28 protein-coding genes are annotated in these 24063 nt (G+C 71.1%); 22 read left to right on the top strand and 6 right to left on the bottom strand.

Annotated features, from left to right (window positions below):
* From tilS to AC3A3H_RS08785, 3 genes are all read left to right on the top strand, one after another.
* The coding region (gene tilS, locus AC3A3H_RS08775; protein ID WP_487614177.1) for a tRNA lysidine(34) synthetase TilS at positions 1-896 on the top strand (896 nt) is incomplete at its 5' end.
* A 16-nt stretch (positions 897-912) separates the two neighbouring features.
* On the top strand, positions 913-1464 hold the full coding sequence (hpt, locus tag AC3A3H_RS08780; protein ID WP_487614178.1) for a hypoxanthine phosphoribosyltransferase: 552 nt from the start codon (positions 913-915) through the stop codon (positions 1462-1464).
* An 11-nt stretch (positions 1465-1475) separates the two neighbouring features.
* Positions 1476-1901 carry a DUF1801 domain-containing protein gene (locus tag AC3A3H_RS08785; RefSeq protein WP_487614179.1) on the top strand — a complete coding sequence of 142 codons (426 nt, stop codon included), beginning with the start codon at positions 1476-1478 and terminating at the stop codon, positions 1899-1901.
* On the opposite strand, the gene AC3A3H_RS08790 is transcribed toward AC3A3H_RS08785, so the two are convergent.
* Positions 1889-2149 carry a type II toxin-antitoxin system RelE family toxin gene (locus AC3A3H_RS08790; protein WP_487614180.1) on the bottom strand — a complete coding sequence of 87 codons (261 nt, stop codon included), beginning with the start codon at positions 2147-2149 and terminating at the stop codon, positions 1889-1891. The genes AC3A3H_RS08785 and AC3A3H_RS08790 overlap by 13 nt on opposite strands.
* The gene (locus tag AC3A3H_RS08795; RefSeq protein ID WP_487614181.1) at positions 2146-2415 is read right to left on the bottom strand and encodes a type II toxin-antitoxin system Phd/YefM family antitoxin; all 270 of its coding nucleotides are present in this window, start codon (positions 2413-2415) and stop codon (positions 2146-2148) included. Before AC3A3H_RS08795 ends, AC3A3H_RS08790 begins: the two co-directional genes overlap by 4 nt.
* Positions 2416-2530: 115 nt before the next feature.
* Here AC3A3H_RS08795 and AC3A3H_RS08800 point away from each other — a divergent pair, with 115 nt between their 5' ends.
* The 12 genes from AC3A3H_RS08800 (at position 2531) to lysS (ending at position 13343) form a co-directional block, all read left to right on the top strand.
* Positions 2531-2881, top strand: a complete 351-nt coding sequence (locus tag AC3A3H_RS08800; RefSeq protein WP_487614182.1) for a nuclear transport factor 2 family protein — start codon at positions 2531-2533, stop codon at positions 2879-2881.
* Positions 2882-2990: 109 nt separating this feature from the next.
* Positions 2991-4994 carry an ATP-dependent zinc metalloprotease FtsH gene (ftsH, locus tag AC3A3H_RS08805; protein ID WP_487614183.1) on the top strand — a complete coding sequence of 668 codons (2004 nt, stop codon included), beginning with the start codon at positions 2991-2993 and terminating at the stop codon, positions 4992-4994.
* 12 nt (positions 4995-5006) lie between these two features.
* Positions 5007-5600 carry a GTP cyclohydrolase I FolE gene (folE, locus tag AC3A3H_RS08810; RefSeq protein WP_487614184.1) on the top strand — a complete coding sequence of 198 codons (594 nt, stop codon included), beginning with the start codon at positions 5007-5009 and terminating at the stop codon, positions 5598-5600.
* Positions 5597-6400: a dihydropteroate synthase gene (folP, locus tag AC3A3H_RS08815; RefSeq protein ID WP_487614185.1), complete on the top strand. Its 804-nt coding sequence runs from the start codon at positions 5597-5599 to the stop codon at positions 6398-6400. The genes folE and folP overlap by 4 nt, the downstream gene beginning before the upstream one ends.
* The gene (folB, locus tag AC3A3H_RS08820) at positions 6393-6791 is read left to right on the top strand and encodes a dihydroneopterin aldolase (protein WP_487614186.1); all 399 of its coding nucleotides are present in this window, start codon (positions 6393-6395) and stop codon (positions 6789-6791) included. Before folP ends, folB begins: the two co-directional genes overlap by 8 nt.
* A complete protein-coding gene (folK, locus tag AC3A3H_RS08825; RefSeq protein ID WP_487614187.1) occupies positions 6788-7327 on the top strand; it encodes a 2-amino-4-hydroxy-6-hydroxymethyldihydropteridine diphosphokinase in 540 nt (179 codons plus the stop codon). Before folB ends, folK begins: the two co-directional genes overlap by 4 nt.
* Complete coding sequence (locus AC3A3H_RS08830; protein ID WP_487614188.1) at positions 7324-7803, top strand: DUF3180 domain-containing protein; 480 nt, start codon at positions 7324-7326, stop codon at positions 7801-7803. Before folK ends, AC3A3H_RS08830 begins: the two co-directional genes overlap by 4 nt.
* On the top strand, positions 7787-8272 hold the full coding sequence (locus tag AC3A3H_RS08835) for a PH domain-containing protein (RefSeq protein ID WP_487614189.1): 486 nt from the start codon (positions 7787-7789) through the stop codon (positions 8270-8272). The genes AC3A3H_RS08830 and AC3A3H_RS08835 overlap by 17 nt, the downstream gene beginning before the upstream one ends.
* A gap of 2 nt (positions 8273-8274) precedes the next feature.
* The gene (locus tag AC3A3H_RS08840; protein ID WP_487614190.1) at positions 8275-9957 is read left to right on the top strand and encodes a PH domain-containing protein; all 1683 of its coding nucleotides are present in this window, start codon (positions 8275-8277) and stop codon (positions 9955-9957) included.
* Positions 9954-10790 (top strand): Rossmann-like and DUF2520 domain-containing protein, encoded by an 837-nt coding sequence (locus AC3A3H_RS08845; protein WP_487614191.1) that lies wholly within the window; start codon positions 9954-9956, stop codon positions 10788-10790. Before AC3A3H_RS08840 ends, AC3A3H_RS08845 begins: the two co-directional genes overlap by 4 nt.
* A gap of 74 nt (positions 10791-10864) precedes the next feature.
* A complete protein-coding gene (panC, locus tag AC3A3H_RS08850; RefSeq protein WP_487614192.1) occupies positions 10865-11740 on the top strand; it encodes a pantoate--beta-alanine ligase in 876 nt (291 codons plus the stop codon).
* 76 nt (positions 11741-11816) lie between these two features.
* Positions 11817-13343 (top strand): lysine--tRNA ligase, encoded by a 1527-nt coding sequence (lysS, locus tag AC3A3H_RS08855; protein WP_487614193.1) that lies wholly within the window; start codon positions 11817-11819, stop codon positions 13341-13343.
* A gap of 25 nt (positions 13344-13368) precedes the next feature.
* Here the strand turns inward: lysS and AC3A3H_RS08860 are convergent, their stop codons facing one another.
* A complete protein-coding gene (locus AC3A3H_RS08860) occupies positions 13369-14277 on the bottom strand; it encodes a cytochrome c oxidase assembly protein (RefSeq protein WP_487614194.1) in 909 nt (302 codons plus the stop codon).
* A gap of 27 nt (positions 14278-14304) precedes the next feature.
* Between AC3A3H_RS08860 and AC3A3H_RS08865 the strand changes: the two genes are divergently transcribed.
* On the top strand, positions 14305-14478 hold the full coding sequence (locus AC3A3H_RS08865) for a hypothetical protein (RefSeq protein WP_185276234.1): 174 nt from the start codon (positions 14305-14307) through the stop codon (positions 14476-14478).
* A 142-nt stretch (positions 14479-14620) separates the two neighbouring features.
* Entirely contained in the window at positions 14621-16099 is a 1479-nt protein-coding gene (gene cls / locus AC3A3H_RS08870) for a cardiolipin synthase (protein WP_487614195.1), read from the top strand.
* On the opposite strand, the gene AC3A3H_RS08875 is transcribed toward cls, so the two are convergent.
* The 3 genes from AC3A3H_RS08875 to AC3A3H_RS08885 form a co-directional block, all read right to left on the bottom strand.
* Positions 16080-16553, bottom strand: a complete 474-nt coding sequence (locus tag AC3A3H_RS08875) for a type II toxin-antitoxin system VapC family toxin (protein ID WP_487614196.1) — start codon at positions 16551-16553, stop codon at positions 16080-16082. The two genes, cls and AC3A3H_RS08875, sit on opposite strands and share 20 nt — an antisense overlap.
* Entirely contained in the window at positions 16550-16840 is a 291-nt protein-coding gene (locus tag AC3A3H_RS08880) for a FitA-like ribbon-helix-helix domain-containing protein (RefSeq protein ID WP_487614197.1), read from the bottom strand. Before AC3A3H_RS08880 ends, AC3A3H_RS08875 begins: the two co-directional genes overlap by 4 nt.
* Before the next feature lie 147 nt (positions 16841-16987).
* The gene (locus AC3A3H_RS08885) at positions 16988-17971 is read right to left on the bottom strand and encodes a pirin family protein (protein ID WP_487614198.1); all 984 of its coding nucleotides are present in this window, start codon (positions 17969-17971) and stop codon (positions 16988-16990) included.
* Between the two features lie 111 nt (positions 17972-18082).
* Here AC3A3H_RS08885 and AC3A3H_RS08890 point away from each other — a divergent pair, with 111 nt between their 5' ends.
* The 5 genes from AC3A3H_RS08890 to radA all read left to right on the top strand — a co-directional run bounded on the left by AC3A3H_RS08890 (position 18083) and on the right by radA (position 23947).
* Positions 18083-18514, top strand: coding sequence for a hypothetical protein (locus tag AC3A3H_RS08890; protein ID WP_487614199.1), 432 nt, complete (start codon positions 18083-18085; stop codon positions 18512-18514).
* 104 nt (positions 18515-18618) lie between these two features.
* A complete protein-coding gene (locus tag AC3A3H_RS08895) occupies positions 18619-21141 on the top strand; it encodes an ATP-dependent Clp protease ATP-binding subunit (RefSeq protein ID WP_487614200.1) in 2523 nt (840 codons plus the stop codon).
* Positions 21142-21275: 134 nt separating this feature from the next.
* Entirely contained in the window at positions 21276-21788 is a 513-nt protein-coding gene (locus AC3A3H_RS08900; RefSeq protein ID WP_487614201.1) for an amino-acid N-acetyltransferase, read from the top strand.
* A 45-nt stretch (positions 21789-21833) separates the two neighbouring features.
* On the top strand, positions 21834-22466 hold the full coding sequence (locus tag AC3A3H_RS08905) for a hypothetical protein (RefSeq protein ID WP_487614202.1): 633 nt from the start codon (positions 21834-21836) through the stop codon (positions 22464-22466).
* A gap of 119 nt (positions 22467-22585) precedes the next feature.
* Entirely contained in the window at positions 22586-23947 is a 1362-nt protein-coding gene (gene radA / locus AC3A3H_RS08910; protein ID WP_487614203.1) for a DNA repair protein RadA, read from the top strand.
* Positions 23948-24063 lie beyond the last annotated feature (116 nt).

Here is a 24063-nt window from a genome sequence, read left to right on the forward strand (position 1 = left end):
TCGGGCTGAGCGGGGGAGCGGACTCCCTCGCCCTCGCGGCGGCGACCGCGTTCGAGGCGCCGCGCGGCGGCTACCGGGCGGGCGCGATCGTGGTCGACCACGGCCTCCAGCCCGGCTCGGCCGACGTCGCGGCGATGGCCGCCACTCAGGCCCGCGGCCTCGGACTCGACCCCGTCCTGGTCGAGCGCGTCAGCGTCGAGTCCGGGGCGTCCGGCCCCGAGGGCGACAGCCGCGCCGCCCGGCACGCCGCCTTCGACCGCGTCCGCACGGCGACCGGCGCCGCCCGCATCCTGCTCGCGCACACGCTCGATGACCAGGCCGAGACCGTGCTGCTCGGCCTGGCCCGCGGGTCGGGCCCGTCCAGCCTCCAGGGGATGCGGCCGGACACCGGGACGCTGTTGCGCCCGTTCCTCGGCCTCCGCCGCCGGACGACGCGCGCCTTCTGCGCCGACAGCGGGCTGACCCCGTGGGACGACCCGCACAACGACGACCCCGCGTACGCGCGCGTGCGCGTGCGCACCCGGCTGCTCCCGGCGCTCGAGGACGAGCTCGGCCCCGGCGTGGCCGAGGCGCTCGCCCGCACCGCAGAGCAGCTCCGGGAGGACGACGACGCCCTCGACGGCCTCGCGCTGGAGTGGGCGCAGGAGCTGGTCAGCCAGACCGCGAACGGCGCCGTCGCGCTCGACGTGCGCGGGCTCGCCGCCGACCCCGCCGCATTGCGCCAGCGGGTCATCCGGCTGGTCGTCTCCGCCGAGTTCGGGGTGTCGCTGAGCCGGGCGCACACCCTCGCCGTCGCGGAGCTCATCACGGGCTGGCACGGCCAGGGGCCGCTCAGCCTGCCAGGCGTTAGAGTTGTCAGGCAGAACGGCCTGCTCACGTTTCACCCCGACAGCTAAGGACAGCGCCTCCCTCATGGAACTCACGGACGTTCACGACGACCTGACCGAGATTCTGATCACCGAGGAGCAGATCCGCTCCCGCATCGCCGAGCTGAGCCGCACGGTCGAGAGCGACTACGCGGGCAAGGACGTCCTGCTGGTCGGCGTCCTCAAGGGCGCCGTCATGGTGATGGCCGACCTCTCCCGCGAGCTGCGCATCCCGGTCACGATGGACTGGATGGCGGTCAGCTCCTACGGCAGCGGCACCGCGTCGAGCGGCGTCGTGCGCATCCTCAAAGACCTGGACACCGACCTCAGCGGCAAGACCGTGCTGATCGTCGAGGACATCATCGACTCCGGGCTCACGCTCTCGTGGCTGCTCGCGAACCTGCGCAGCCGCGGCCCGGAGTCGATCGAGATCTTCACCCTGCTGCGCAAGCCGGAGGCCGCCCGCGTCGAGATCGACGTCAAGTACGTCGGCTTCGACATCCCCAACCAGTTCGTGGTCGGCTACGGCCTCGACTACGCCGAGCGCTACCGCACCCTCCGCGGCGTCGGCATCCTCTCGCCGGCCGTCTACAGCTGAGCTCCAGCGGCATGGCCGAGCCCAAGACGAAACCGACCGACGCGGACGTCGCCGAGTTCCTCGACGCCGCGACTCCGGCTCGCCGCAGGGAGGACGGCCGTGCCCTGGCCCGCATCTTCACCGAGGTGACGGGCGCGGACCCTGTCATGTGGGGTCCGTCCATCGTGGGCTACGGGAGCTATCGCTACGTCTCCCCGTCGGATCCGCGCCGGCAGGGCGACTGGCCGCGCGCGGGCTTCTCGCCGCGCAAGGCGAGCCTCTCCCTCTACGGGCTCAAGGACCTCCCGGAGGGCGCTGCGCTCCTCCCCGAACTCGGCACCTACACCGAGGGCGCCGGGTGCGTGTACGTGCGCACGCTGGACGACATCGACCTCGCGGTGCTCCGCCGCCTGATCGCGATCGCCTGGAGTCGCGGCGACGACCCTCAGCCGCGGTAGACCTCGCGCCGGTGCGCGACCCGGAGGACGAGGATGACCAGCCGGTCGTCCTCGATGTCGTAGACGATCCGGTAGTCGCCCACCCGGACGCGCCAGGCGCCGCCGCTGTCGACCAGCGGTTTCGCGGCGGGAGGTCGCGGCGCCTCGGCGAGGAGCTCGACGGCCGCCTGGATGCGGCGGCGGGCCGGAGGGTCCAGCTTGCGCAGTTCTCTGGCCGCCGCCGGCGCGACATCGATCCGGTAGGTCATGCCAGGCCGAGCTCTGCCTTCACGTCCTCCCACGGGATCGGTTCGGCCGCCGTCTCTTCCAGCTCGCGCCGGGCGGCGAGGGCGGCCTGGGCGTCGTCCAGCTCCTCCAGCCGCTCGACCATGCGGTCGAAGTCGTCGGCATCGACGAGCACGGCTACCCGACGGCCCCGCCTGCTCAGGGAGACGAGCTCATGCTGCAGGTGCGCGCGGTCCACGAGGGCGCCGAGGTGCTGCTTGGCATCGGAGATAGGCATGAGTGCGGTCATGGTGACCATCATAGCCCAATAGGCCTATCAGAGCCCGAATAGACCCATTCGGCCGAATGGATCGACTCAGTCCATGCGACTTGCGCCCACCGGCGCGACGTGGTCCGATGACCCCATGCCCTACGAACCGACCGAGCTGTACCGACGTTGGCTGGCCGCCTGGAGCGACCGGCACGCCTCGCTGGAGCCGATCATCGCGGGCGACGCCGTCGGGCACTGGCCGGAGGGCGACGTCGTCGGGCCGCGCGGGTTCGCCCGGGCCATCGCCGAGACCGTCGACCAGTTCGACCGGGTCGAGTTCGACGTCCAGGCGGGGCCGCTCGTCGGCGACGGCTTCGTGGCGGCGCGCTGGGTGCTCACCTGTTCCATGGGAGACGAGACCATGTCGTTCGCCGGGCACGACTTCGTGCGGGTTCAGGACGGCGTGATCGCCGAGTACTGGCCGGCCATCCTCCCGGCGGCCTGACCCCATCGCCTGACCCCCGGGCCGCTCAGAAAATCGCGGGGAACAGCAAGCGCGCCCAGAGCGAACACGCAGCCGACCTACAGCGCCCAGGCGGTACTGTGGTCGCACCATGAACCTCAAGAAGATCTTCCGCGGCCCGATCCTGTATGTCGTGCTCGCGATCATCGCGGTGTGGATCGGCTCCAGTCTGATCACCATGTCGGGCTTCAAGAGCGTGACCACGCAGCAGGGACTCGACCTGCTGCAGCAGGACAAGGTCTCGCAGGCGAAGATCGTGGACGGCGAGAACCGCGTCGACCTCACCCTCAAGCAGGCGGACGGCGCGAACGGCACGCAGGTGCAGTTCTACTACGTCACCCCGCGCGGACAGGACGTGGTCAAGGCGGTCGACGACGCCAACCTCCCCAAGGGCTACAACGACGAGGTCCCGCAGCCCAACTGGCTGGTCAACATCCTCGGCTTCCTGATCCCGGCGCTGCTCATCGGCGTGTTCTTCTGGATCATGATCTCGGGCATGCAGGGCGGCGGCAACAAGGTCATGCAGTTCGGCAAGTCCCGGGCGAAGCTCGTCACCAAGGAGACGCCGAAGGTCACCTTCGACGACGTCGCCGGGTCCGACGAGGCCATCGAGGAGCTGGAGGAGATCAAGGACTTCCTCAAGGAGCCCGCGAAGTTCCAGGCGGTCGGCGCCCGCATCCCGAAGGGCGTGCTGCTGTACGGCCCTCCCGGAACGGGTAAGACCCTGCTGGCCCGCGCCGTCGCGGGTGAGGCGGGCGTCCCCTTCTACTCCATCTCCGGCTCGGACTTCGTGGAGATGTTCGTCGGCGTCGGCGCGAGCCGCGTCCGTGACCTCTTCCAGCAGGCCAAGGAGAACTCCCCGGCCATCATCTTCATCGACGAGATCGACGCGGTCGGCCGTCACCGCGGCGCCGGCCTCGGCGGTGGTCACGACGAGCGCGAGCAGACGCTCAACCAGCTCCTCGTGGAGATGGACGGCTTCGACCCCAAGACGAACGTCATCCTGATCGCGGCGACCAACCGTCCCGACATCCTCGACCCCGCGCTGCTGCGCCCCGGCCGCTTCGACCGCCAGATCGGTGTGGACGCTCCGGACATGCTCGGCCGCAAGAAGATCCTGGAGGTGCACGGCCGCGGCAAGCCGCTGGCGGCCTCCGTGGACCTCGAGGTGCTCGCCCGCAAGACGCCCGGCTTCACCGGCGCCGACCTGGCCAACGTCCTCAACGAGGCCGCGCTGCTGACCGCGCGCTCCAACGCGCAGCTGATCGACAACCGCGCGCTCGACGAGGCCGTCGACCGCGTCATCGCCGGCCCGCAGAAGCGCACCAGGGTCATGAAGGACCAGGAGAAGCTGATCACCGCGTACCACGAGGGCGGCCACGCCCTCGCCGCCGCGGCGATGCGCCACACCGACCCGGTGACCAAGATCACGATCCTCCCGCGCGGCCGCGCCCTCGGCTACACGATGGTCATGCCGCTGGAGGACAAGTACTCGGTCACCCGCAACGAGCTGCTCGACCAGCTCGCCTACGCGATGGGCGGCCGCGTCGCGGAGGAGATCGTCTTCCACGACCCGACCACCGGCGCCTCCAACGACATCGAGAAGGCGACCTCCATCGCCCGCAAGATGGTCACCGAGTACGGCATGAGCGCCGATATCGGCTCCGTCAAGCTCGGCCAGGCGAACGGCGAGATGTTCCTCGGCCGCGACATGGGCCACCAGCGCGACTACTCGGAGCGCATCGCCGAGCGCGTCGACACCGAGGTGCGCGCCCTCATCGAGAAGGCGCACGACGAGGCGTGGGAGGTCATCAACGACAACCGCGCGGTTCTCGACCGCCTCGCCGCCTCCCTGCTGGAGCACGAGACGCTCGACCACAACCAGATCGCCGAGATCTTCGCCGACGTGAAGAAGCTGCCGGAGCGGCCGCAGTGGCTGTCCAGCGACAAGCGGCCGATCTCCGACCAGCCGCCGATCCCGTTCCCGAAGGCGCCCATCGACGCCGGGGCGGTGGACGGCGGGGTCGACTCGGAGCCGCCGTCGTCGAAGCCGAAGCGGTCTCCCGCCATCAAGCCGCGGCCGGCCACGGCCTAGGCCGCGCACCGCATGACCGGATTCGATCGCGCACGCATCGAGGCGGCCGTCGCCGAGATCCTCGCCGCCATCGGCGAGGATCCGTCGCGTCCGGGCCTGACCGCCACGCCGTCGCGCGTCGCCGACGCCTACGCCGAGTTCTTCTCCGGCGTGGGCGTCGACGCGCGTCAGCAGCTGGGTGAGCCGGTGCCGCTGGAGGACGCCCATGCCGAGACCGTCATCCTGCGCGACATCGAGTTCCGGTCGGTGTGCGAGCACCACCTGCTGCCGTTCCTCGGCGTGGCGCACGTCGCGTACCTGCCCGGTGACGCCGTGATCGGCCTGGGCCGGATCCCGCGCGTGATCGAGACGCTCTCGTCCCGGCCGCAGCTGCAGGAGCGCCTCACCGAGCAGATCGCCGACACGATCGAGGAGGGCGCGCAGGCCCGCGGCGTGCTGGTCGTGCTGGACGCCGCCCACGAGTGCGTGACCACCCGCGGCGCCCGGCAGACGCGCGCCACGACGGTGACCATCGCCGCGCGGGGCGCGTTCAGCGAGCCGGCCTCCCGCGCCGAGCTGATCGCGCTCATCGGCGCCCGCGACCCGCAGGGCGAGGAGCGGGCGTGACGCTCATCATGGGCGTCCTCAACGTGACGCCCGACTCGTTCAGCGACGGCGGGCTCTGGCTGGAGCCGGAGGCCGCGGTGGCGCACGCGCTGGACCTGGTCGCGCAGGGCGCCGATCTGATCGACGTGGGCGGCGAGTCCACCCGCCCCGGCGCGCTGCGCGTGGATCCGGTGGAGGAGCGCGCCCGCGTCGTCCCGGTCATCCGCACGCTGGCCGAGCACGGCGTGACCGTGAGCGTCGACACCCTCAACGCCTCCACCGCCCGCGCCGCCGCCGACGCGGGCGCCGCGATCATCAACGACGTCTCGGGCGGCCTTGCCGACGCGGGGATGCCGGACGCCGTGCTCGACACCGGCCTCCAGTACGTCGTCATGCACTGGCGCGGACGCCTCGACGCCGCCGACTCGCGCGCCGTCTACACCGACACCGTCAGGGAGGTGCGCGCCGAGCTCTCCGCCCGCGTCACCAGCCTCCTGGACCACGGCATCGACCCGGCCAAGCTCGTGCTCGACCCCGGCATCGGCTTCTCGAAGAACGCTCAGCACAACTGGCAGGTGCTCGCCGGCCTGCACGAGTTCGAGACGCTCGGCTACCCGGTGCTCATCGGCGCCTCCCGCAAGCGGTTCCTCGGCACGCTGCTCGGCGAGGGCTCCAGCCTGGAGGACCGCGACGCCCCGACCGCCGTGATATCGGCTCTGGCCGCCCAGGCCGGCGTCTGGGCCGTGCGCGTGCACGACGTGACGTCGACGCGGGTGGCCCTGGATGTCGTGCAGGCGTGGCAAGCTGGACGCGATGACTGATTCCGCTGCCGTGTCCGTCTCGCGCGCGCCGTCGGACGCGATCGTGCTCACGGGCCTGCGCGTGCGGGCGCACCACGGCGTGTTCGACTTCGAGCGCGAGAACGGCCAGGACTTCGTCGTGGACGTGACCGCGCACCTCGACCTGTCGCCGTCCGCGGCCTCCGACGACCTCGCCCGCACCGTCCACTACGGCGAGTTGGCGAACGAGATCGCCGACGCCGTCCGCCGCGACCCGGTCGACCTCATCGAGACCGTCGCCGAGCGGGTGGCCGGCGTGGTGCTCGCCCACGCGCCGGTGCACTCGGTGGAGGTCACGGTCCACAAGCCGGACGCGCCGATCGAGGTGCCGTTCGGGGACGTCGCCGTGCGGATCCTGCGGGGCCGGCCGTGATCGCGCGTCCCGAGCGACTGCGCGTGGGCGCGCCGGCGGTGCTCGCGTTCGGCAGCAACCTGGGCGACCGCGTGGCCACGATCCGCGAGGCGGTGCGGCTGCTCGGTGAGGAGTCCGGCCTGCGGGTGGAGGCCGTGTCCCGGCTGTATGAGACGCCGGCGCTCAAGCCGGAGGGCATCGACGAGGAGGCGCCCGCCTACCTCAACGCCGTCGCGCTGGTGAACACGATCCTCGACCCGCTGGCACTGCTGTCCGCCGTCAACCGGGTGGAGGACGCCCTCGGCCGGGTGCGCGAGGAGCGCTGGGGGGACCGCACGATCGACATCGACATCGTCGACTATCAGGGGATCGTCGCCGACGACGACCCGCGCATCGTCCTCCCGCATCCGCGCGCGCACGAGCGGGCCTTCGTGCTGGTGCCGTGGCTCGACGTGGACCCGGACGCCGTTCTGCCGGGCTATGGGCCGGTGGCGGCGCTGGCGGCGCGGGCGACGGATCCGGTGACCCTGTACGAGCCGACCGGCGGCGACGCATGAAGCGCACCCGTCCCACCTCCCTGATCGGCCTCGGGGTGCTCGGGCTGGTCGTGGGCTTCCTCGGCGAGTTCGCGGCCGCCAGCAGCGGTCTCGCGGTGTTCGTCCCGCCGCTGACGCTGCCGATCACGCTGGTCGCGGTCGCCATCATCGTCGTGGCGTTCGCCGTCCCGATCCGGCGTGCCGTGCGCGGCCGCAGCTCGCGCCGGATCGACCCGTTCCAGGCGACCCGGATCGTCGTGCTCGCCAAGGCGTGCGGCCTGAGCGGCGCGCTCCTCACGGGCGCCGGCATCGGCATCCTGCTCTTCATCTTCACCCGGGACGTGCTGCCCGCCTCCAACGCCGTGCTGCTGAGCGCGCTGGGCACAGCGGGCGCCGTCGTGCTGCTCGTCGCGGGCCTCGTCGCCGAGTACTTCTGCACCCTCCCGCCCGACGACAAGGACGACGACCCGGAGGCCGCCCGTGCCCGCTCGCATTGACCTCTCCGTCGGCGAGTGGAACCGCGTCTCGCCGAAGTACGTCGTGGTGGTCGTCGTCAGCACCCTCCTCAGCGGGATCGTCCTGAGCGCCGCGTCCGTGTTCTTCTGGCTGGTCGCCGGCTGGACGTGGGCCTGGATCGCGCTCGTCGTCATCGTGGCCTCGACGCTGGTCGGGCTGTTCATCGCGAACCGGCGCACCCGGTCGATCGGGTACATCCTGCGCGACGACGACCTGCTGTTCCGGCGCGGGATCATGTACCAGCGGTTCGTGTCGGTGCCGTACGGCCGCATGCAGCTCATCGACATCACCCGTGGTCCGGTCGGCCGGATGCTCGGGCTGGCCGACCTCAAGTTCGTGACCGCGGCGGCCTCCACCGGCGTGGTCGTCCCCGGCCTGCCGGAGCCGCAGGCGGCTGAGCTGCGCGACAGGCTCGTGGAGCTGGCGGAGAGCCGCCGGGCGGGATTGTGACCGTGCCGGAGCCCGGGGGTGTGCCGCCGCAGGGCATGCCGGACCCGGCCGCGCCCCTCCCCGGCGGCCCGCTGAACGCCGCCGAGCGCGCCGCCGAGCGCTTCACCGACGGCGAGTGGCACCGCCTCCACCCGGCCACACCGCTGCTGCGCGGCGGGATCGTGTTCATCGCGGTCCTCGGCTTCGTGCTGTCGAACCTGCGCGAGCGGCTGGTCGGCTTCTTCGTCGGGGCGCCCGACCTGGGCGGCGACCCGATCGACGCGATCTTCCACCGCGGCTGGGAGGGCTGGGCCCTGCTGGCGCTCGCGGTCGTGCTGCTCGGTTGCCTGGCCGCGTTCTACGTGTCGTGGCGGATGCACAGCTTCCGGATCACCGACGACGCGGTGGAGGTGCGCAGCGGGATCCTGTTCCGCACCCAGCGCAAGGCGCGGCTCGACCGCATCCAGGGCATCAACGTGGTCCGTCCGCTCCTCGCGCGCATCTTCGGCGCCGCGAAGCTGGACATCAGTGTGGCGGGGCACGACGCGAACGTGACGCTCGCCTACCTCGGTTCGGTCCTCGCCGACGGGCTGCGATCCGACGTGCTGCGGCTGGCGTCTGGCGTTCGGGAGGCCGAAGCCGCGTCGCCGGGCGCGACCGCCGGGAGCCCGGTCGCGGCCGCGTCCGCGGAGGAGCCGGCCACCGCCTCCCGCGCCGCCCAGGTGGGCGACTTCGTCGGCCGGCGCATCGACGACTTCCTCGCGCCGGAGCTCGATCCGAACGCGGCGCCGCCCGCGTCGGTCGTGAAGATCCCGCCGGCCCGGCTCGCCGGCTCGCTCGTGCTGAGCGGGTTCACGGTGTTCGTGATCGTGGTCATCGTCCTGCTGGTGATCGGCTCTGCGGGCGGGTCGCCGTGGCTGCTGATCGTCGTGCTCCCCGGCCTGATCGGCTCCGCGAGCTTCTACATCAACCGCTTCACCAAGTCGCTGCGCTACTCGATCGCCGGAACTCCCGACGGCGTCCGGGTGGGCTTCGGCCTGCTCACGACGAGCAACGAGACGCTTCCGCCCGGCCGCATCCACGCGGTGGAGGTGCTGCAGCCGCTGCTGTGGCGACCGTTCGGCTGGTGGCAGATCCGGATCGACACCGCCGGCCACTCGCGTGAGAAGGGCGCGGCCGGCCAGCCGAACACGACCATGCTGCCGGTCGGCGACCAGGCCGACGTGGCGAAGGTGCTCTCGCTGGTGCTGCCGGCGTTCACGGCCGAGCACAGCGCAGCGATCCTGGAGGGCATGACCTCCCGCGGCCGCGATGCCTTCACCGGCAGTCCGCGCCGTGCGGCGTGGCTGCGGCCCTTGTCGTGGCAGCGCACGGGCTTCCGGATGGTGGACGGCGCCGTGCTCCTGCGCCGCGGCTTCGTCTGGCGGAGCCTCGCCGTGGTGCCGCTGGCCCGCCTGCAGAGCCTGGAACTCCAGCAGGGCCCGATCGACCGCCTGCTCGGCCTCGCCGAGGCGCGCTTCCACACGGTGTCCGGCCCCGTGCACCCCCGGCTCGGCGCGATGGACGCGGCGACCGGCGAGCAGCTCTTCGAGACGGTCGCGGTGCGGGCGGTGGAGGCCGCGGGCGCCGACCGCAGCCACCGCTGGAGGGCGCACCCCGCCCCCGACCCGACTTCCGCCCGCCCACCCGCCGAGGAGGACGCATGAACGACAGCACCCGCCGCTCCGGCCGCCTCGGCCTCGGCATCGTGGGCGCCGGACGCGTCGGGCCCGTGCTCGGCGCCGCGCTCGCCGGTGCGGGCCACGCGATCGTGGGCATCTCCGCCGTGTCTTCCGAGAGCCGCGAGCGCGCGCAGGCGATGCTGCCGCAGGCGCCGATCCTGGACGTCCCCACGCTGGTCGAGCGCAGTGAGCTCGTCATCCTCGCCGTCCCGGACCGGGAGCTGCCCGGCCTCGTCGCCGGCCTCGCGGCGACGGGCACCTGGCAGCCGGGGCAGCTCGTGCTGCACACCGCCCCCGCGTACGGCGTCGGCGTCTTGCGCCCGGCGGCGGAGGCCGGCGCCATCCCGCTCGCCGTGCACCCCGCGCTCGAGTTCACCGGCACCAGCCTCGACCTCGCCCGGCTGGCGGAGAGCTGGTTCGCCGTCACCGCGCCGGCCCCGGTGCTGCCGATCGCACAGGCCCTGGTGGTCGAGATGGGCGGCGAGCCGGTCGTGATCGCCGAGGACGACCGGCCCGCGTATGCGGAGGCGATCGCGACGGCGACCGCGTTCTCGCGCTCGATCGTCGAGCAGTCCACCGGCATCCTCGCGGGGATCGGCGTGGAGAACCCCGGCTCGTTCCTCAGCTCGCTGCTCCGTTCGGCGGTCGACAACGCCCTCACCCGCGCGGGCGTGCCGACCGCGCTCGACGTCGGCGACGTCCTGGAGGCGCTCGGCGGCGCGGGCGGCGGACCGGGCGACCCGGCGCACCGCGACGGCGCGCCCGGCGACGGCGACCCCGGCGACGACGGACGCGGCTGGTTCCTCCGCGGCGAGTAGCCTGGATGCGGCGCCGTGACCTGCGCACCCCAGCGCCCATCAGACCCACCGCACCACCCACTGAGAGGACCGTCATGCCCGACGTCGTCACCACCATCGCCGAACTGCGCGAGCGGGTGGCGCACGCCAGGCGGGAGGCCGCACTGGACGGCCCGGCCGACGCCCCCACCGGCCGCGTCGTGCTGGTCCCGACGATGGGCGCCCTCCACCGCGGGCACCTCCGCCTGGTGGGCAGGGCGCGCGACCTCGGCGGTTTCGTCGTCGTCTCGGTCTTCGTCAATCCGCTGCAGTTCGGTCCCGGCGAAGACCTCGACCGCTACCCGCGGACGCTCGACGCCGACGTCGCCGCGCTCGACGGGCTCGCCGATCTGGTGTTCGCGCCGTCGGCCGAGGAGATGTACCCGGACGGCCCGACGACCACCCGGGTCACCGCGGGCGAGGTCGGCCGGCTCTTCGAGGGTGCCTCGCGTCCGGGGCATTTCGACGGCATGCTGACCGTCGTCGCGAAGCTGCTCAACATCGTCCGGCCGGATGTCGCCGTGTTCGGGCAGAAGGACGCCCAGCAGGTGCACCTGGTCGGCCGCATGGTCGACGACCTCGACCTCCCGGTCGCCATCGCGGTCGTGGACACCGTGCGAGAGGACGACGGTCTCGCCCTCTCCAGCCGCAACCGCTTCCTGGACGAGGACCAGCGCCGCGCCGCCGTGACGCTGTCGCAGGCGCTCGCCGCCGGTGCGTCCGCCGCGGCCGGGGGAGTGCAGGCCGCCCTCGCTGCGGCGACCGAGCGTGTGGAGGCCGAGCCGGTCGTTAAACTGGACTATCTCGCGATCGTCGATCCGGACACGTTCCTGGAGGCGGACGCGGACCTCCACGGTCCCGCCCTCCTCCTGATCGCCGCCCGCGTCGGCTCCACCCGTCTGATCGACAACGCACGCATCACGCTCGGCTGAGCCGAAGCCGTTCGACCCACCGACCTCCACCAGCACCACCACCGCACGAGCCCCACCGCCGGAACGGAAAGACACGATGACCGAAGCGCCCGCCACCGACCTCACCGACGACGGCGACCTGTCCGCCGACGAGATCAGCGAGCAGAAGGCCGTCCGCCTGGCCAAGCGCGAGCGCCTGATCGCCGAGGCCGGCGACGCGGGCGGCGGGGCCTACCCGGTGCACGTGCCGGTGACGACGACCATCCCCGAGGTGCGGGCCGCCTGGGACCACCTGGAGGCCGACCAGGCGTCGGGCGAGACCGTCGGCCTCGCCGGCCGTGTCGTGCACCTGCGCAACACCGGAAAGCTCTGCTTCGCCGTGCTGCAGTCCGGCGACGGGTCGCGCATCCAGGCCATGGTCTCCCTCGCGGAGGTCGGCGAGGAGTCGCTGGCCCGCTGGAAGGAGCTCGTGGACCTCGGCGACCACGTGTTCGTGGCCGGCGAGGCGATCTCCAGCCGCCGCGGCGAGCTGTCGATCATGGTCCGCGGCTGGGAGATCGCGTCGAAGGCGATTCTGCCGCTGCCGAACCTCCACAACGAGCTCAACGAGGAGACGCGGGTCCGCTCCCGCTACCTCGACCTGATCGCGCGCGACCAGGCCCGGCGCAACGTGCTCGACCGCGCCGCCGCCGTCGCGAGCCTGCGCAGCACGTTCGCTGGTCAGGGCTTCGTGGAGGTCGAGACCCCCATGCTCCAGGTGATGCACGGCGGCGCCTCCGCCCGGCCGTTCGTCACGCACTCCAACGCGTTCGACACGGACCTGTACCTGCGCATCGCGCCCGAGCTGTACCTCAAGCGCGCCGTCGTCGGCGGCATCGACCGGGTCTTCGAGATCAACCGCAACTTCCGCAACGAGGGCGCGGACTCCACGCACTCGCCCGAGTTCGCGATGCTGGAGGCCTACCAGGCGTACGGGGACTACAACTCGATCGCCGACCTGACCCAGCAGCTGATCCAGGACGCCGCGGTCGCCATCTCCGGGTCGCACGTGGTCACCTGGGCGGACGGCACCGAGTACGACCTCGGCGGCCAGTGGGACCGCATCCGCATGTACGACAGCCTCTCGGAGGCGATCGGGGAGCAGATCACGCCGGAGACCCCGATGTCGCGGCTGCGCGAACTGGCGGCCGACGCCGACATCGAGGTGCCGCACCCGCTGCCCGGCAAGTACGTCGAGGAGCTGTGGGAGCACCACGTCAAGTCGGGGCTCGTCCGGCCGACGTTCGTGATGGACTTCCCCGTCGACACCAGCCCGCTCGTGCGCGCGCATCGCTCGCGCGACGGCGTGGTCGAGAAGTGGGACCTCTACACGCGCGGCTTCGAGCTGGCGACGGGCTACTCCGAGCTGGTCGACCCGGTCGTGCAGCGTGAGCGCTTCGTGGAGCAGGCACGCCTCGCGGCCGCCGGCGACGACGAGGCGATGCGCCTCGACGAGGAGTTCCTGCGCGCGCTCGAGTTCGGGATGCCGCCGACGGGCGGCATGGGCATGGGCATCGACCGCCTGCTCATGGCGCTGACCGGCCTCGGCATCCGCGAGACCATCCTGTTCCCGCTGGTCAAGTAGGGCGCTGCGCTCAGCCGAGCCCTGCTCAGCCGCGTTGGTGGAGGTGCGCCTGGGTGAGCGCCTCCATCTCCTCGTCGCTGAGCTCGTCCAGCTTCTTGCCCTCGCGCCGGTCCAGGCGCATCCAGCGCACGAACAGGATGACGAGGATCGGGACGTCGGCGATCTCCGCGATGAACCACAGGAAATCGCCGGACAGGTGCTGGTCGTGCAGGGCGTTCGGGAACCAGAACGGCATGCGCCCGAGGATCGCCGGCGCGTGGTCGAGCACCTTGTCGTTGAGCCGCAGCAGGAGACCGGGGATCGCGTCCAGCAGCAGGGCCGCGAACGCCAGCAGGAACTCGACCGTGATGAAGAAGCTCGTGTGCATCACCGAGTGGGCCGCGATCGGCAGCACCATCAGCAGGCCGGCGAGCGGGACCAGCACGGAGATCGTCCACTCCGACCAGGGCGAGTCGCGGAGGACCGCGGCGACCGGTGTGAGGAAGATCAGGAACGCCGCGCACGCGAAGGCGGTCGCGAAGATCGCGTTGCCGAACAGCCGCACAGGCCGGGACCGCAGGAACCGGTCGGTGCGCGCCTGACCCGTGCCGCCGAGCGCCGCGCGGGCGAGCGCGATCGGCCTCCCGAGGCTGACCAGCGCCGGGACGACGAACAGCAGCAGCGCGATCCGCGTCGTGAACGCCCAGCGCAGCTCGGTGCTCTCGGCCCCGAGGAAGCCGAAGGAGATGACGGCGTACGAGCCGAGCCCGAGGAGGAGGTACATCGCCGTCAGCCGCGCCGGCCAGCGGTGGCCGCGGCGCCGGAGCGACAGCACACCCCCGAGGTAGAGCACGGTCGCGACGACCAGCACGATTGCGGCGGCCGGGTCGAACGACCAGGTGGTGGCGAAGACGAAGAAGGGAGGCGTGGCAGTGCTCCGGGGGTCGGGATTCACATGTGCGGGAGGTACCATTATCCCGCTATGGGAGACATCATCGGTGGAATCGTCTGGTCGCTGGCCCCGACCGTGCTCGTGGGCCTGCTGTTCTGGATGATCATGCGCGCGATCGTCCGGGCCGACCGCACCGAGCGCAAGGTCTACTCCCGCATGGAGAACGAGGAGCGCGCCCGCCGCGGCCTCGCCCCCAAGAGCTGATCCCGACCCCACCGGGTCCGCGGGCGCCGTCCCACTCGTGCGCGCTCGTGCGCCGTCTCGCTCCCGAGGCGGTGCGCCCGCTACGGTAGGCAGATGAGGCCGCAGCTGCCGGTCCTCGACGCGTGACGCCGGAGGGGGCCGAATGGAGCCGGGTCTACTGACCACCACGATCGTGGTCCTCGCGCTGCTCCTCGACTTCGTCATCCGCGTCATCGCCATCATCGTCGTCCCGCGCAACCGCAAGCCGACCTCGGCGACCGCGTGGCTGCTCGCGATCTTCCTCATCCCGTACATCGGCGTCCTGTTCTTCCTGCTGATCGGCAGCTACAAGCTCCCGAAGAAGCGCCGCGAGAAGCAGGACGAGATCAACCGCTTCATCATCGACAGCACCGAGGGCATCGAACGCGTGCGCCGTGACCACCCGTGGCCGGCGTGGCTGGAGTCCGTCGTCGAGCTCAACCGGAATCTGGGCGCCATGCCGCTCGTCGGCGGCAACCGGGCCAGCCTGAACGGGCACTACGACGAGTCGCTCGCCGCGATGACCGCCGCGATCGCCGCCGCCAAGCGCTACGTGCATGTCGAGTTCTACATCCTGACCCTGGACAGGACGACCACCCCGTTCTTCGAGGCGATGGAGGCCGCGGTCGCCCGCGGCGTCATCGTGCGAGTGCTGCTCGACCACATCGCGTCGGTGCGGACGCCCGACTACAAGGCCACCATCAACCGGCTGACCGAGATGGGCGCGAAGTGGCACCTGATGCTCCCGGTGCAGCCGTTCAAGGGCAAGTACCAGCGGCCGGACCTCCGCAACCACCGCAAGCTGCTCATCGTGGACGGCCGGGTGGCGTTCATGGGGTCGCAGAACGTCATCGACCGCAGCTACAACAAGAAGTCCAACATCAAGCGCGGGCTCAAGTGGAAAGAGCTCATCGTCCGGCTGGAGGGGCCGATCGTCGCCGGTCTCAACGCGATCTTCATCACCGACTGGTACAGCGAGACGGACGAACTGCTGCGCCGGGAGACCGAGCCGATCACCGACGAGGACGTGCGCAACGCGAACGATCCCGAGGAGCTGGATGCCCAGGTGGTGCCGTCCGGCCCCGGGTTCGCGGGTGAGAACAACCTCCGCCTGTTCCTCGCGCTGCTCTACTACGCGCAGGAGCGCATCGTCATCACGTCCCCGTACTTCGTGCCGGACGAGGCCATGCTGACCGCCATCACGACCGCCACCCAGCGGGGCATCGCCGTGGACCTGTTCGTCTCCGAGATCGGTGACCAGGCCCTGGTCTACCACGCCCAGCGGTCGTACTACGAGGCGCTGCTGCGGGCCGGGGTGCGGATCTGGATGTACAAGGCGCCCTACATCCTGCACGCCAAGCACTTCACCATCGACGACGACGTGGCCGTCATCGGTTCGAGCAACATGGACATGCGCTCCTTCCTGCTGAACATGGAGGTCTCGCTGATGGTCCGCGGTCGCTCGTTCGTCGAACAGATGCGCGAGGTGGAGGACGGCTACCGCCGCGACAGCCGTGAACTGACCCTGGACGAGTGGATGAAGCAGCCGCTCCGCTCCACCGTGCTCGACAACCTCGCCCGCCTCACCTCCGCCCTGCAATAGGCGGCTCGACGGGCGGCTGGAGGGCCGGCCGGCCAGTGCCCTGCGGGCCGCCGAGCTCCGCGAGCAGCCTCGTCTCGCACCACTTCGTCGCGGCCCCCGCCAGCCGCGAGTCGCTCGTGACGAGCGGAATCCGAAGCTCGTGCGCGAGCGCGACGTACATGGCGTCGTAGGCGGAGAGCTGATGTCGCCACGTCCACGCGTGCTGCCGGAGCGGACCGTGCTCGAACCGCATGATCGGCACCTGGGAGAACTCGATCAGCAACTGCTCCGCCCGTTCCGCGCGGTCGGCATCGTGCCGCCCGATCCGTCGCGCCATGCTCACGAACTCCGGGTCGATCAGGTGCGGCGCGGCCAGCAGGCAGTCCGCCAGCTCCTCGTTGGACTGCAGTGCCGCCGCTCCAGCCGAGTTGAGGAGGTCGACCATCGCGCTGCAGTCGATCACCGCCGCGATCACCGCTCGCTCCGGCTCTCGCGGACCATCGCCACGATCTCCTCGCTCGAGAGGCCGAGCCCCCGGAACGGCTCACCGCTCTCGGCGGCGGTCTTGACTGCCGCCTCCGTTCGCGCCGCGTCCAAGGCGACGGCCTCAGCCCAGCGCTCTTCGATCCGCAATCGTTCCGCGATGCGGGTGAGCTCCCTGCGAAGGTACTCCGAATACGACAGGCCCTTCGCGCTTGCGGCGCTCTTCAGGCGGGCATCGACCGCCGGGTCGAGATCTCTGACTTGCACTGTGACTCCCATAGATTCGAGTGTATCTGGCGATGCATGCGAAACCAAGAGATCTGCATGCACGGTCCATTCTCGTGCGAGGGAATTACGCGCGCAGCGCGGAGCATCGAATCTGTGGAGACGCCGTCGAGCCGACGATGTTGTGGAGGACCGCCCTGCTCAGCCGCGCGGCTTGAGCCGCACCGTCGGCAGAGCCGGCGCGGGGAGCGCGCCGCCGTCGTACCCGCGCACCGTCCCGAACCGCCCGTCCGGGTCCTCGCCGTCGATCACGTCGCGCTGCCACTCGGCCCGCGCGGCGACGACGTCCTCGTGACTGCGGCCGATGAAGTTCCACCACATGACGATCTCCTCGCCCAGCGGCTCGCCGCCGAGCAGCAGGAGACGTGCCGGGCCGCCGTCGCCGACCTCCACCTCCACGGCCTCGCGACCCGGGCAGAGGTAGGCCAGATGCGCCACGGGGACATCCGCCGCAGCGACGACCACCTCGCCCGCGTCGACCAGCACCCCGTGCTCGAACGCCGGATCGAGCGGCACGGTCACGCGCGCTCCGGCCGGCACGTCGAGCTCGGCGCCCACCAGCGGCGAGAACACGGTCGCCGCCGTCCCGCTCCCGGCCAGCGCGCCCACGAAGGTCCGGACGGTCGCCGCCCCGAGCGGCGCGGGCGACGGGACATGGTGCTCGAAGAACGGCTCGACGTCCTTCGACGCGCTCGGCAGCGCCACCCAGAGCTGCACGCCGTGCAGCCGCCGGGTCGCCGGCGTGGAGACCTCCGAGTGGCTGATCCCGCGCCCCGCCGTCATCAGGTTGAGCTCGCCCGGTCGCACGAGAGCGTGACTGCCCACGCTGTCGCGGTGGTCGATCTCGCCCTCGAACAGCCAGCTCACCGTCTGCAACCCGGTGTGCGGATGCGGCGGCACCTGCATCCCGCCGGTCAGCGAGACGTCGTCGGGGCCGTAGTGGTCGACGAAGCACCAGCCGCCCACGAGCGAGCGACGCCGCTGCGGGAGGGTGCGCCGCACGGTCATCGCGCGCGGACCGCCGAGCGGCACCTCGCGCGGCTCCAGGATCTCCACGCCCGCGTCCGCGACGACCGCGTCGTCGCCCGCGAGGACCTCCACCGGGTCGCGCTCGAGGTTGCTCATAGCGGCATCCTAGGCCGCCGACCGGCCCGGCGGACGCCCCGATGACGCCCCGGATGACGCCCCGGATGACGACCCTGCCGCGCCCGCCCGGGCCGCCCATAGAATGAGCGCGTGAACCGTGCCGCGCGCCCCCGGATGTCCGTCGCCGCCTCTGCCGCCCTCGTCGCCGCCGCCCTGCTGCTCGCCGGATGCACGAGTACGCAGGTGAAACCCGCCTCGGATCACGCCGGCGAGCCACAGGGCGTGCAGCCGCCCGCGAGCAGTGCGGGCGGCGCCTCCTGGGCGACCTGGCTGGAGGACGGCAAGCAGTTCGGGATCGTGCTCTACGGAAGCTCCACGTGCCCGCCGACGGTCGAGTCGGTCAAGGTCGTCGCCTCCAACCAGCTGGAGGCCACGCTCGCCCCGGCGTCCGGCGGCGTCTGCACGCACGACATCGTCCCGCATACCACCGTGTTCGACACCCCGAGCGGTCTGACGACGAGCTCGGACGTCACCGTCAAGCTCCCCGACACCACCCTCACGATCGCCGCCCTCCGCGGCTGACACGGCGTCACGCCTCCAGCGAACACGCCTCCGAAGCACGGGATGCCGCGGCTACCCTCGATGTATCGGCGCCGACCCTGCAACGGTGTCGCCAAGGAGTAGACATGTTCGAGAGATTCACCGACCGCGCTCGCCGCGTCGTCGTCTTGGCCCAGGAAGAGGCCAAGATGCTCAACCACAACTACATCGGGACGGAGCACATCCTGCTCGGCCTGATCCACGAGGGTGAGGGTGTCGCCGCCAAGGCTCTGGAATCGCTCGGTATCTCGCTGGACGCCGTCCGCGAGCAGGTCCAGGACATCATCGGCCAGGGCCAGCAGCAGCCGACCGGCCACATCCCGTTCACCCCGCGCGCCAAGAAGGTCCTGGAGCTGAGCCTCCGCGAGGCCCTCCAGCTCGGCCACAACTACATCGGCACCGAGCACATCCTGCTCGGCCTCATCCGCGAGGGCGAGGGCGTCGCCGCCCAGGTGCTCGTGAAGCTGGGCGCCGACCTCAACCGCGTGCGCCAGCAGGTCATCCAGCTCCTCTCCGGCTACCAGGGCAAGGAGCAGGTGCAGGTCGGCGGCAACGATCAGGCGACGGCGCAGGCAGGCAGCCAGATCCTCGACCAGTTCGGCCGCAACCTCACGCAGGCCGCGCGCGACAACAAGCTCGACCCCGTGATCGGGCGCGAGAAGGAGATCGAGCGCGTCATGCAGATCCTGTCGCGCCGCTCCAAGAACAACCCCGTGCTGATCGGCGAGCCCGGCGTCGGCAAGACCGCCGTCGTGGAGGGCCTCGCCCAGGCGATCGTCCGCGGCGACGTGCCGGAGACGCTGAAGGACAAGCAGCTCTACACGCTCGACCTCGGCTCGCTCATCGCCGGCTCCCGCTACCGCGGCGACTTCGAGGAGCGCCTGAAGAAGGTCACCAAGGAGATCCGCACCCGCGGCGACATCATCACGTTCATCGACGAGATCCACACGCTCGTCGGCGCCGGTGCGGCCGAGGGCGCGATCGACGCCGCCAGCATCCTCAAGCCGCTGCTGGCCCGTGGCGAGCTGCAGACCATCGGCGCGACCACGCTCGACGAGTACCGCAAGCACTTCGAGAAGGACGCCGCGCTCGAGCGCCGCTTCCAGCCCATCCAGGTGGCCGAGCCGTCGTTGCCCCACACGATCAACATCCTCAAGGGGCTGCGCGACCGCTACGAGGCGCACCACAAGGTGTCCATCACCGACGGTGCGATCGTCGCGGCGGCGAACCTCGCCGACCGCTACATCCAGGACCGCTTCCTCCCGGACAAGGCCATCGACCTGATCGACGAGGCCGGCGCCCGCCTGCGCCTGTCGATCCTGTCGGCGCCGCCGGAGCTGCGCGAGTTCGACGACAAGATCGCCGCCGTCCGCTCCCAGAAGGAGGCCGCGATCGAGGACCAGGACTTCGAGAGGGCCGCATCCCTGCGCGACGAGGAGAAGAACCTCCTCGGCGAGCGGCTTCGGCTGGAGAAGCAGTGGCGCTCGGGCGACGTGAAGACGACGGCCGAGGTCGACGAGGGCCTGATCGCGGAGGTGCTTGCCCAGGCGACCGGCATCCCGGTCTTCAAGCTCACCGAGGAGGAGTCCGCTCGCCTGGTGTTCATGGAGAAGGCCCTGCACCAGCGCGTCATCGGCCAGGAGGAGGCCATCTCGGCGCTCTCCAAGACCATCCGCCGCACGCGCGCCGGCCTCAAGGACCCGAAGCGCCCCTCCGGCTCGTTCATCTTCGCCGGCCCCACCGGTGTCGGAAAGACGGAGCTGGCCAAGGCGCTCGCGGAGTTCCTGTTCGACGACGAGTCGGCGATGATCTCGCTCGACATGTCGGAGTACGGCGAGAAGCACACGGTCTCCCGGCTGTTCGGCGCCCCTCCCGGGTTCGTCGGCTTCGAGGAGGGCGGCCAGCTCACCGAGAAAGTCCGCCGCAAGCCGTTCAGCGTCGTGCTGTTCGACGAGATCGAGAAGGCGCACCCGGACATCTTCAACTCGCTGCTCCAGATCCTGGAGGAGGGACGTCTGACCGATGGCCAGGGCCGCGTGGTCGACTTCAAGAACACCGTGATCATCATGACCACGAACCTCGGCACGAAGGACATCTCCGGCGGCCCCGTCGGCTTCCAGATCGAGGGCGACCCGACCACCGGCTACGACCGGATGCGCGGCAAGGTCTACGAGGAGCTCAAGAAGAACTTCAAGCCGGAGTTCCTCAACCGCGTGGACGAGATCATCGTGTTCCCGCAGCTGAACAAGGTGGAGCTGCTGCAGATCGTGGATCTGTTCATCAAGCGCCTCTCCGACCGGCTGCTCGACCGCGACATGACGATCGAGCTCGCGGTCCCGGCGAAGGAGCGCCTGATCGAGGTCGGCTTCGACCCGACGCTGGGAGCCCGGCCGCTGCGCCGCGCGGTCCAGCACGAGATCGAGGACCGGCTCAGCGAGAAGATCCTCCACGGCGAGCTGAACGCGGGCGACCACGTGCACGTCGACTTCACGGACGGCGAGTTCGTCTTCACGACGACGGCCCGCCAGGAGTCCGTCGGCGCCGGCGTGAACGCCGCTGCCGCCATCGGCACCGGCCCGGCCACCCCGGACCTCGCCGCGAACGACTGACGCACCCCGTCTCAGGGCCGGCCTCCGCACTCGCGGGGCCGGCCCTTTCGCAACCAATTCCGGAGTTCTGTACGCTCCTGAACGGCGTGTCGCGTGCAGAACTCCGGAAGCGATGGATCGGTAGGGTGGGGGGCGTGAGTTCTGAGGGCGCGTATGTGGTTCGGAGGGCGCGGACTAGTGACGTGCCGGGCATTCAGGAGCTTGTGGAGCCGCTCGTGCAGCGGCGCATCCTGCTCGGCAAGGAGGCGGTGACCTTCTACGAGTCTGTGCAGGAGTTCCGCGTGGCCGAGACCTCCGCTGGGGAGCTGATCGGCTGCGGCGCGCTGCACGTGATGTGGAGCGACCTCGCGGAGGTGCGCACGCTCGCCGTCGCCGACCCGTGGCTCGGCCGTGGGGTCGGGCGCGCGCTGCTCGGCCGGCTGGAGGGCGACGCGCGCGAGCTCGGGCTGAGCCGGCTGTTCTGCCTCACCTTCGAGGTCGGGTTCTTCGAGCGCAACGGCTTCGAGGACATGGGCTCGGAGAGCGTGGATCCGGCGCTGTACGCCGAGCTGGTCCGCTCGCACGACGAAGGTGTGGCCGAGTTCCTCGACCTCGCCCGCGTGAAGCCCAACACCCTGGGAAACACGCGCATGTTGAAGCGTCTCTGAGCGCGCCTGCGTCGGCGTGTCGCGGGTCGGCGCTAGCCTTCCGGCATGTCGACGTTCAAGAACCCTGTCGGCCCGCAGCCGAGCGGCGTTTACTGGCGCCGTCGGCTCATCGTCCTGATCGGCGTCGTCGCGGTCGTCGTCGTCATCGTGCTCATCGTGATCCGTCCCGGCTCGTCGAGCGGGGAGCCCGCCAAGGCGCCCGTCACGACCGACACGCCGAAGCCCGCGGCCGCCTCGACCAGCATCCCGACCTCCAGCGCCAGCGCGAACGGCCAGCCGTGCAAGCCGGCGAACGTCAAGGTGGAGGCTGTGACGGATGCCGCCAGCTACTCCGCCGGACAGCTCCCGCAGCTCTCCGTGGCGCTGACCAACACCGGGTCGAACGCGTGCGTCATCGACGCGGGGACGGCTCAGCAGGTGTTCACGATCACCAGCGGCTCGGAGGTCTACTGGAAGTCGACGGACTGCCAGAGCTCGAAGGTCGACGCCCAGGTGCTGCTGCAGCCGGGTAAGACGATCTCGTCGCAGACGCCGATCACCTGGGACCGCACTCGCTCCGACCCCTCGACGTGCCAGGCGCAGCGCGCGCAGGTCCCGGCGGGCGGTGCGTCGTATCACCTGCAGGTCTCGGTCGCGGGGATCACGTCGGCGACGACGAAGCAGTTCGCGCTGAACTGACTCCCGTCGCCGGTCTTCCTCCACAGGCGGGACTCTCTCACGACTCCTCCACGACTTCCGCGATCCTCCCGCGGATGACGGTGGCCGACCGTAGTGTGGAGCGCGACTGAGGAGGTTCCGTGGCAAAGGCCGCTGTGACGTATCGCTGCACCGAGTGCGGCTGGACGACGGTGAAGTGGGTCGGCCGCTGCGGCGAATGCCAGGAGTGGGGCACGGTTGCGGAGACGTCGGCGCCGACCGGCGTGCTGCGGGCCTTGAAGCCGGTCGTGGTCGGGGCGGACCGGGCGGCACGAGCGATCACCTCGATCGGCATGGAGTCGACCGAGCATCGGCCGAGCGGCATCGGCGAGTTCGACCGGGTGCTCGGCGGCGGCATCGTGCCGGGCGCGGCCATCCTGCTGAGCGGCGAGCCCGGCGTCGGCAAGTCGACGCTGCTGCTGGAGGTGGCCTCCCGGGCGGCGCGGGCGGGCCGGCCGGTGCTCTACGTGAGCGCCGAGGAGTCCGTGAGCCAGGTGCGCATGCGCGCCGAGCGCACCGGCGCCCTCCACGACCAGCTCTTCCTCGCCTCCGAGACGGACCTCGCGACGATCGTCGGCCAGATCGACGCGGTGCGGCCGTCGCTCGTCATCGTGGACTCGGTGCAGACCGTGTCGAGCGGGTCGGCCGAGGGCATCGCCGGAGGCCCGAGCCAGGTGCGCGAGGTGGCGAGCACCCTCATCCGCGTCGCCAAGGAGCGCGACCTACCGGTGCTGATCGTCGGGCACGTGACGAAGGACGGGTCGATCGCCGGCCCACGGCTGCTCGAACACCTGGTGGATGTCGTGTGCCAGTTCGAGGGCGACCGCCAGACGGCGCTGCGATTCGTGCGCGCCCTCAAGAACCGGTTCGGGCCGACGGACGAGGTCGGCTGCTTCGAGATGACCGGCGACGGCATCGCCGAGGTCTCCGACCCGAGCGGGCTCTTCCTGAGCCGCACGACGACGCCGGTCTCCGGAACCTGCGTCACGGTGGCGATGGAGGGCAGGCGGCCGCTGCCGGTGGAGGTGCAGGCGCTCGTCGTCGCCACCACCGCCCCCAACCCGCGGCGCGTGACGAACGGCGTGGACTCCTCGCGCGTCGCGATGCTGCTCGCCGTGCTGGAACGTCGGGCCGGCATCCGCCTCGGGGACAAGGACGTGTACGTGTCCACGGTCGGAGGCGTGCGGCTCGCCGAGCCCGGGGCTGACCTGGCCATCGCTCTGGCGGTCGCGTCGGCCGCGACCGATCGCGCCATCCCGCACACGCTCGCGGCCTTCGGCGAGATCAGCCTGGCGGGGGAGATCCGGCCGGTGACGAGCGGCAAGCAGCGGGCGATGGAGGCTTCCCGGCTGGGCTTCGCGACCCGCATCGACGAGCGGAGCGCGACCGTGCGCGAGGCGCTGCGGGTGGCATTCTCGGCGGCGTCCACCACCCGGGAGCGCGAGCTGGACGCGGCGTTCTGACGCCGTCCGCGGCCAGCCGGACTGCGGCGCCTCCAACGGAGGAGATCCGGCCCTAACGGCTTCCCACCTCCTCCGCTGACCGCCATCTCCCGGCGTGCCGCGCGAAATCTCCTCCG

The organism is Leifsonia sp. Soil_N53 (assembly GCF_057655165.1).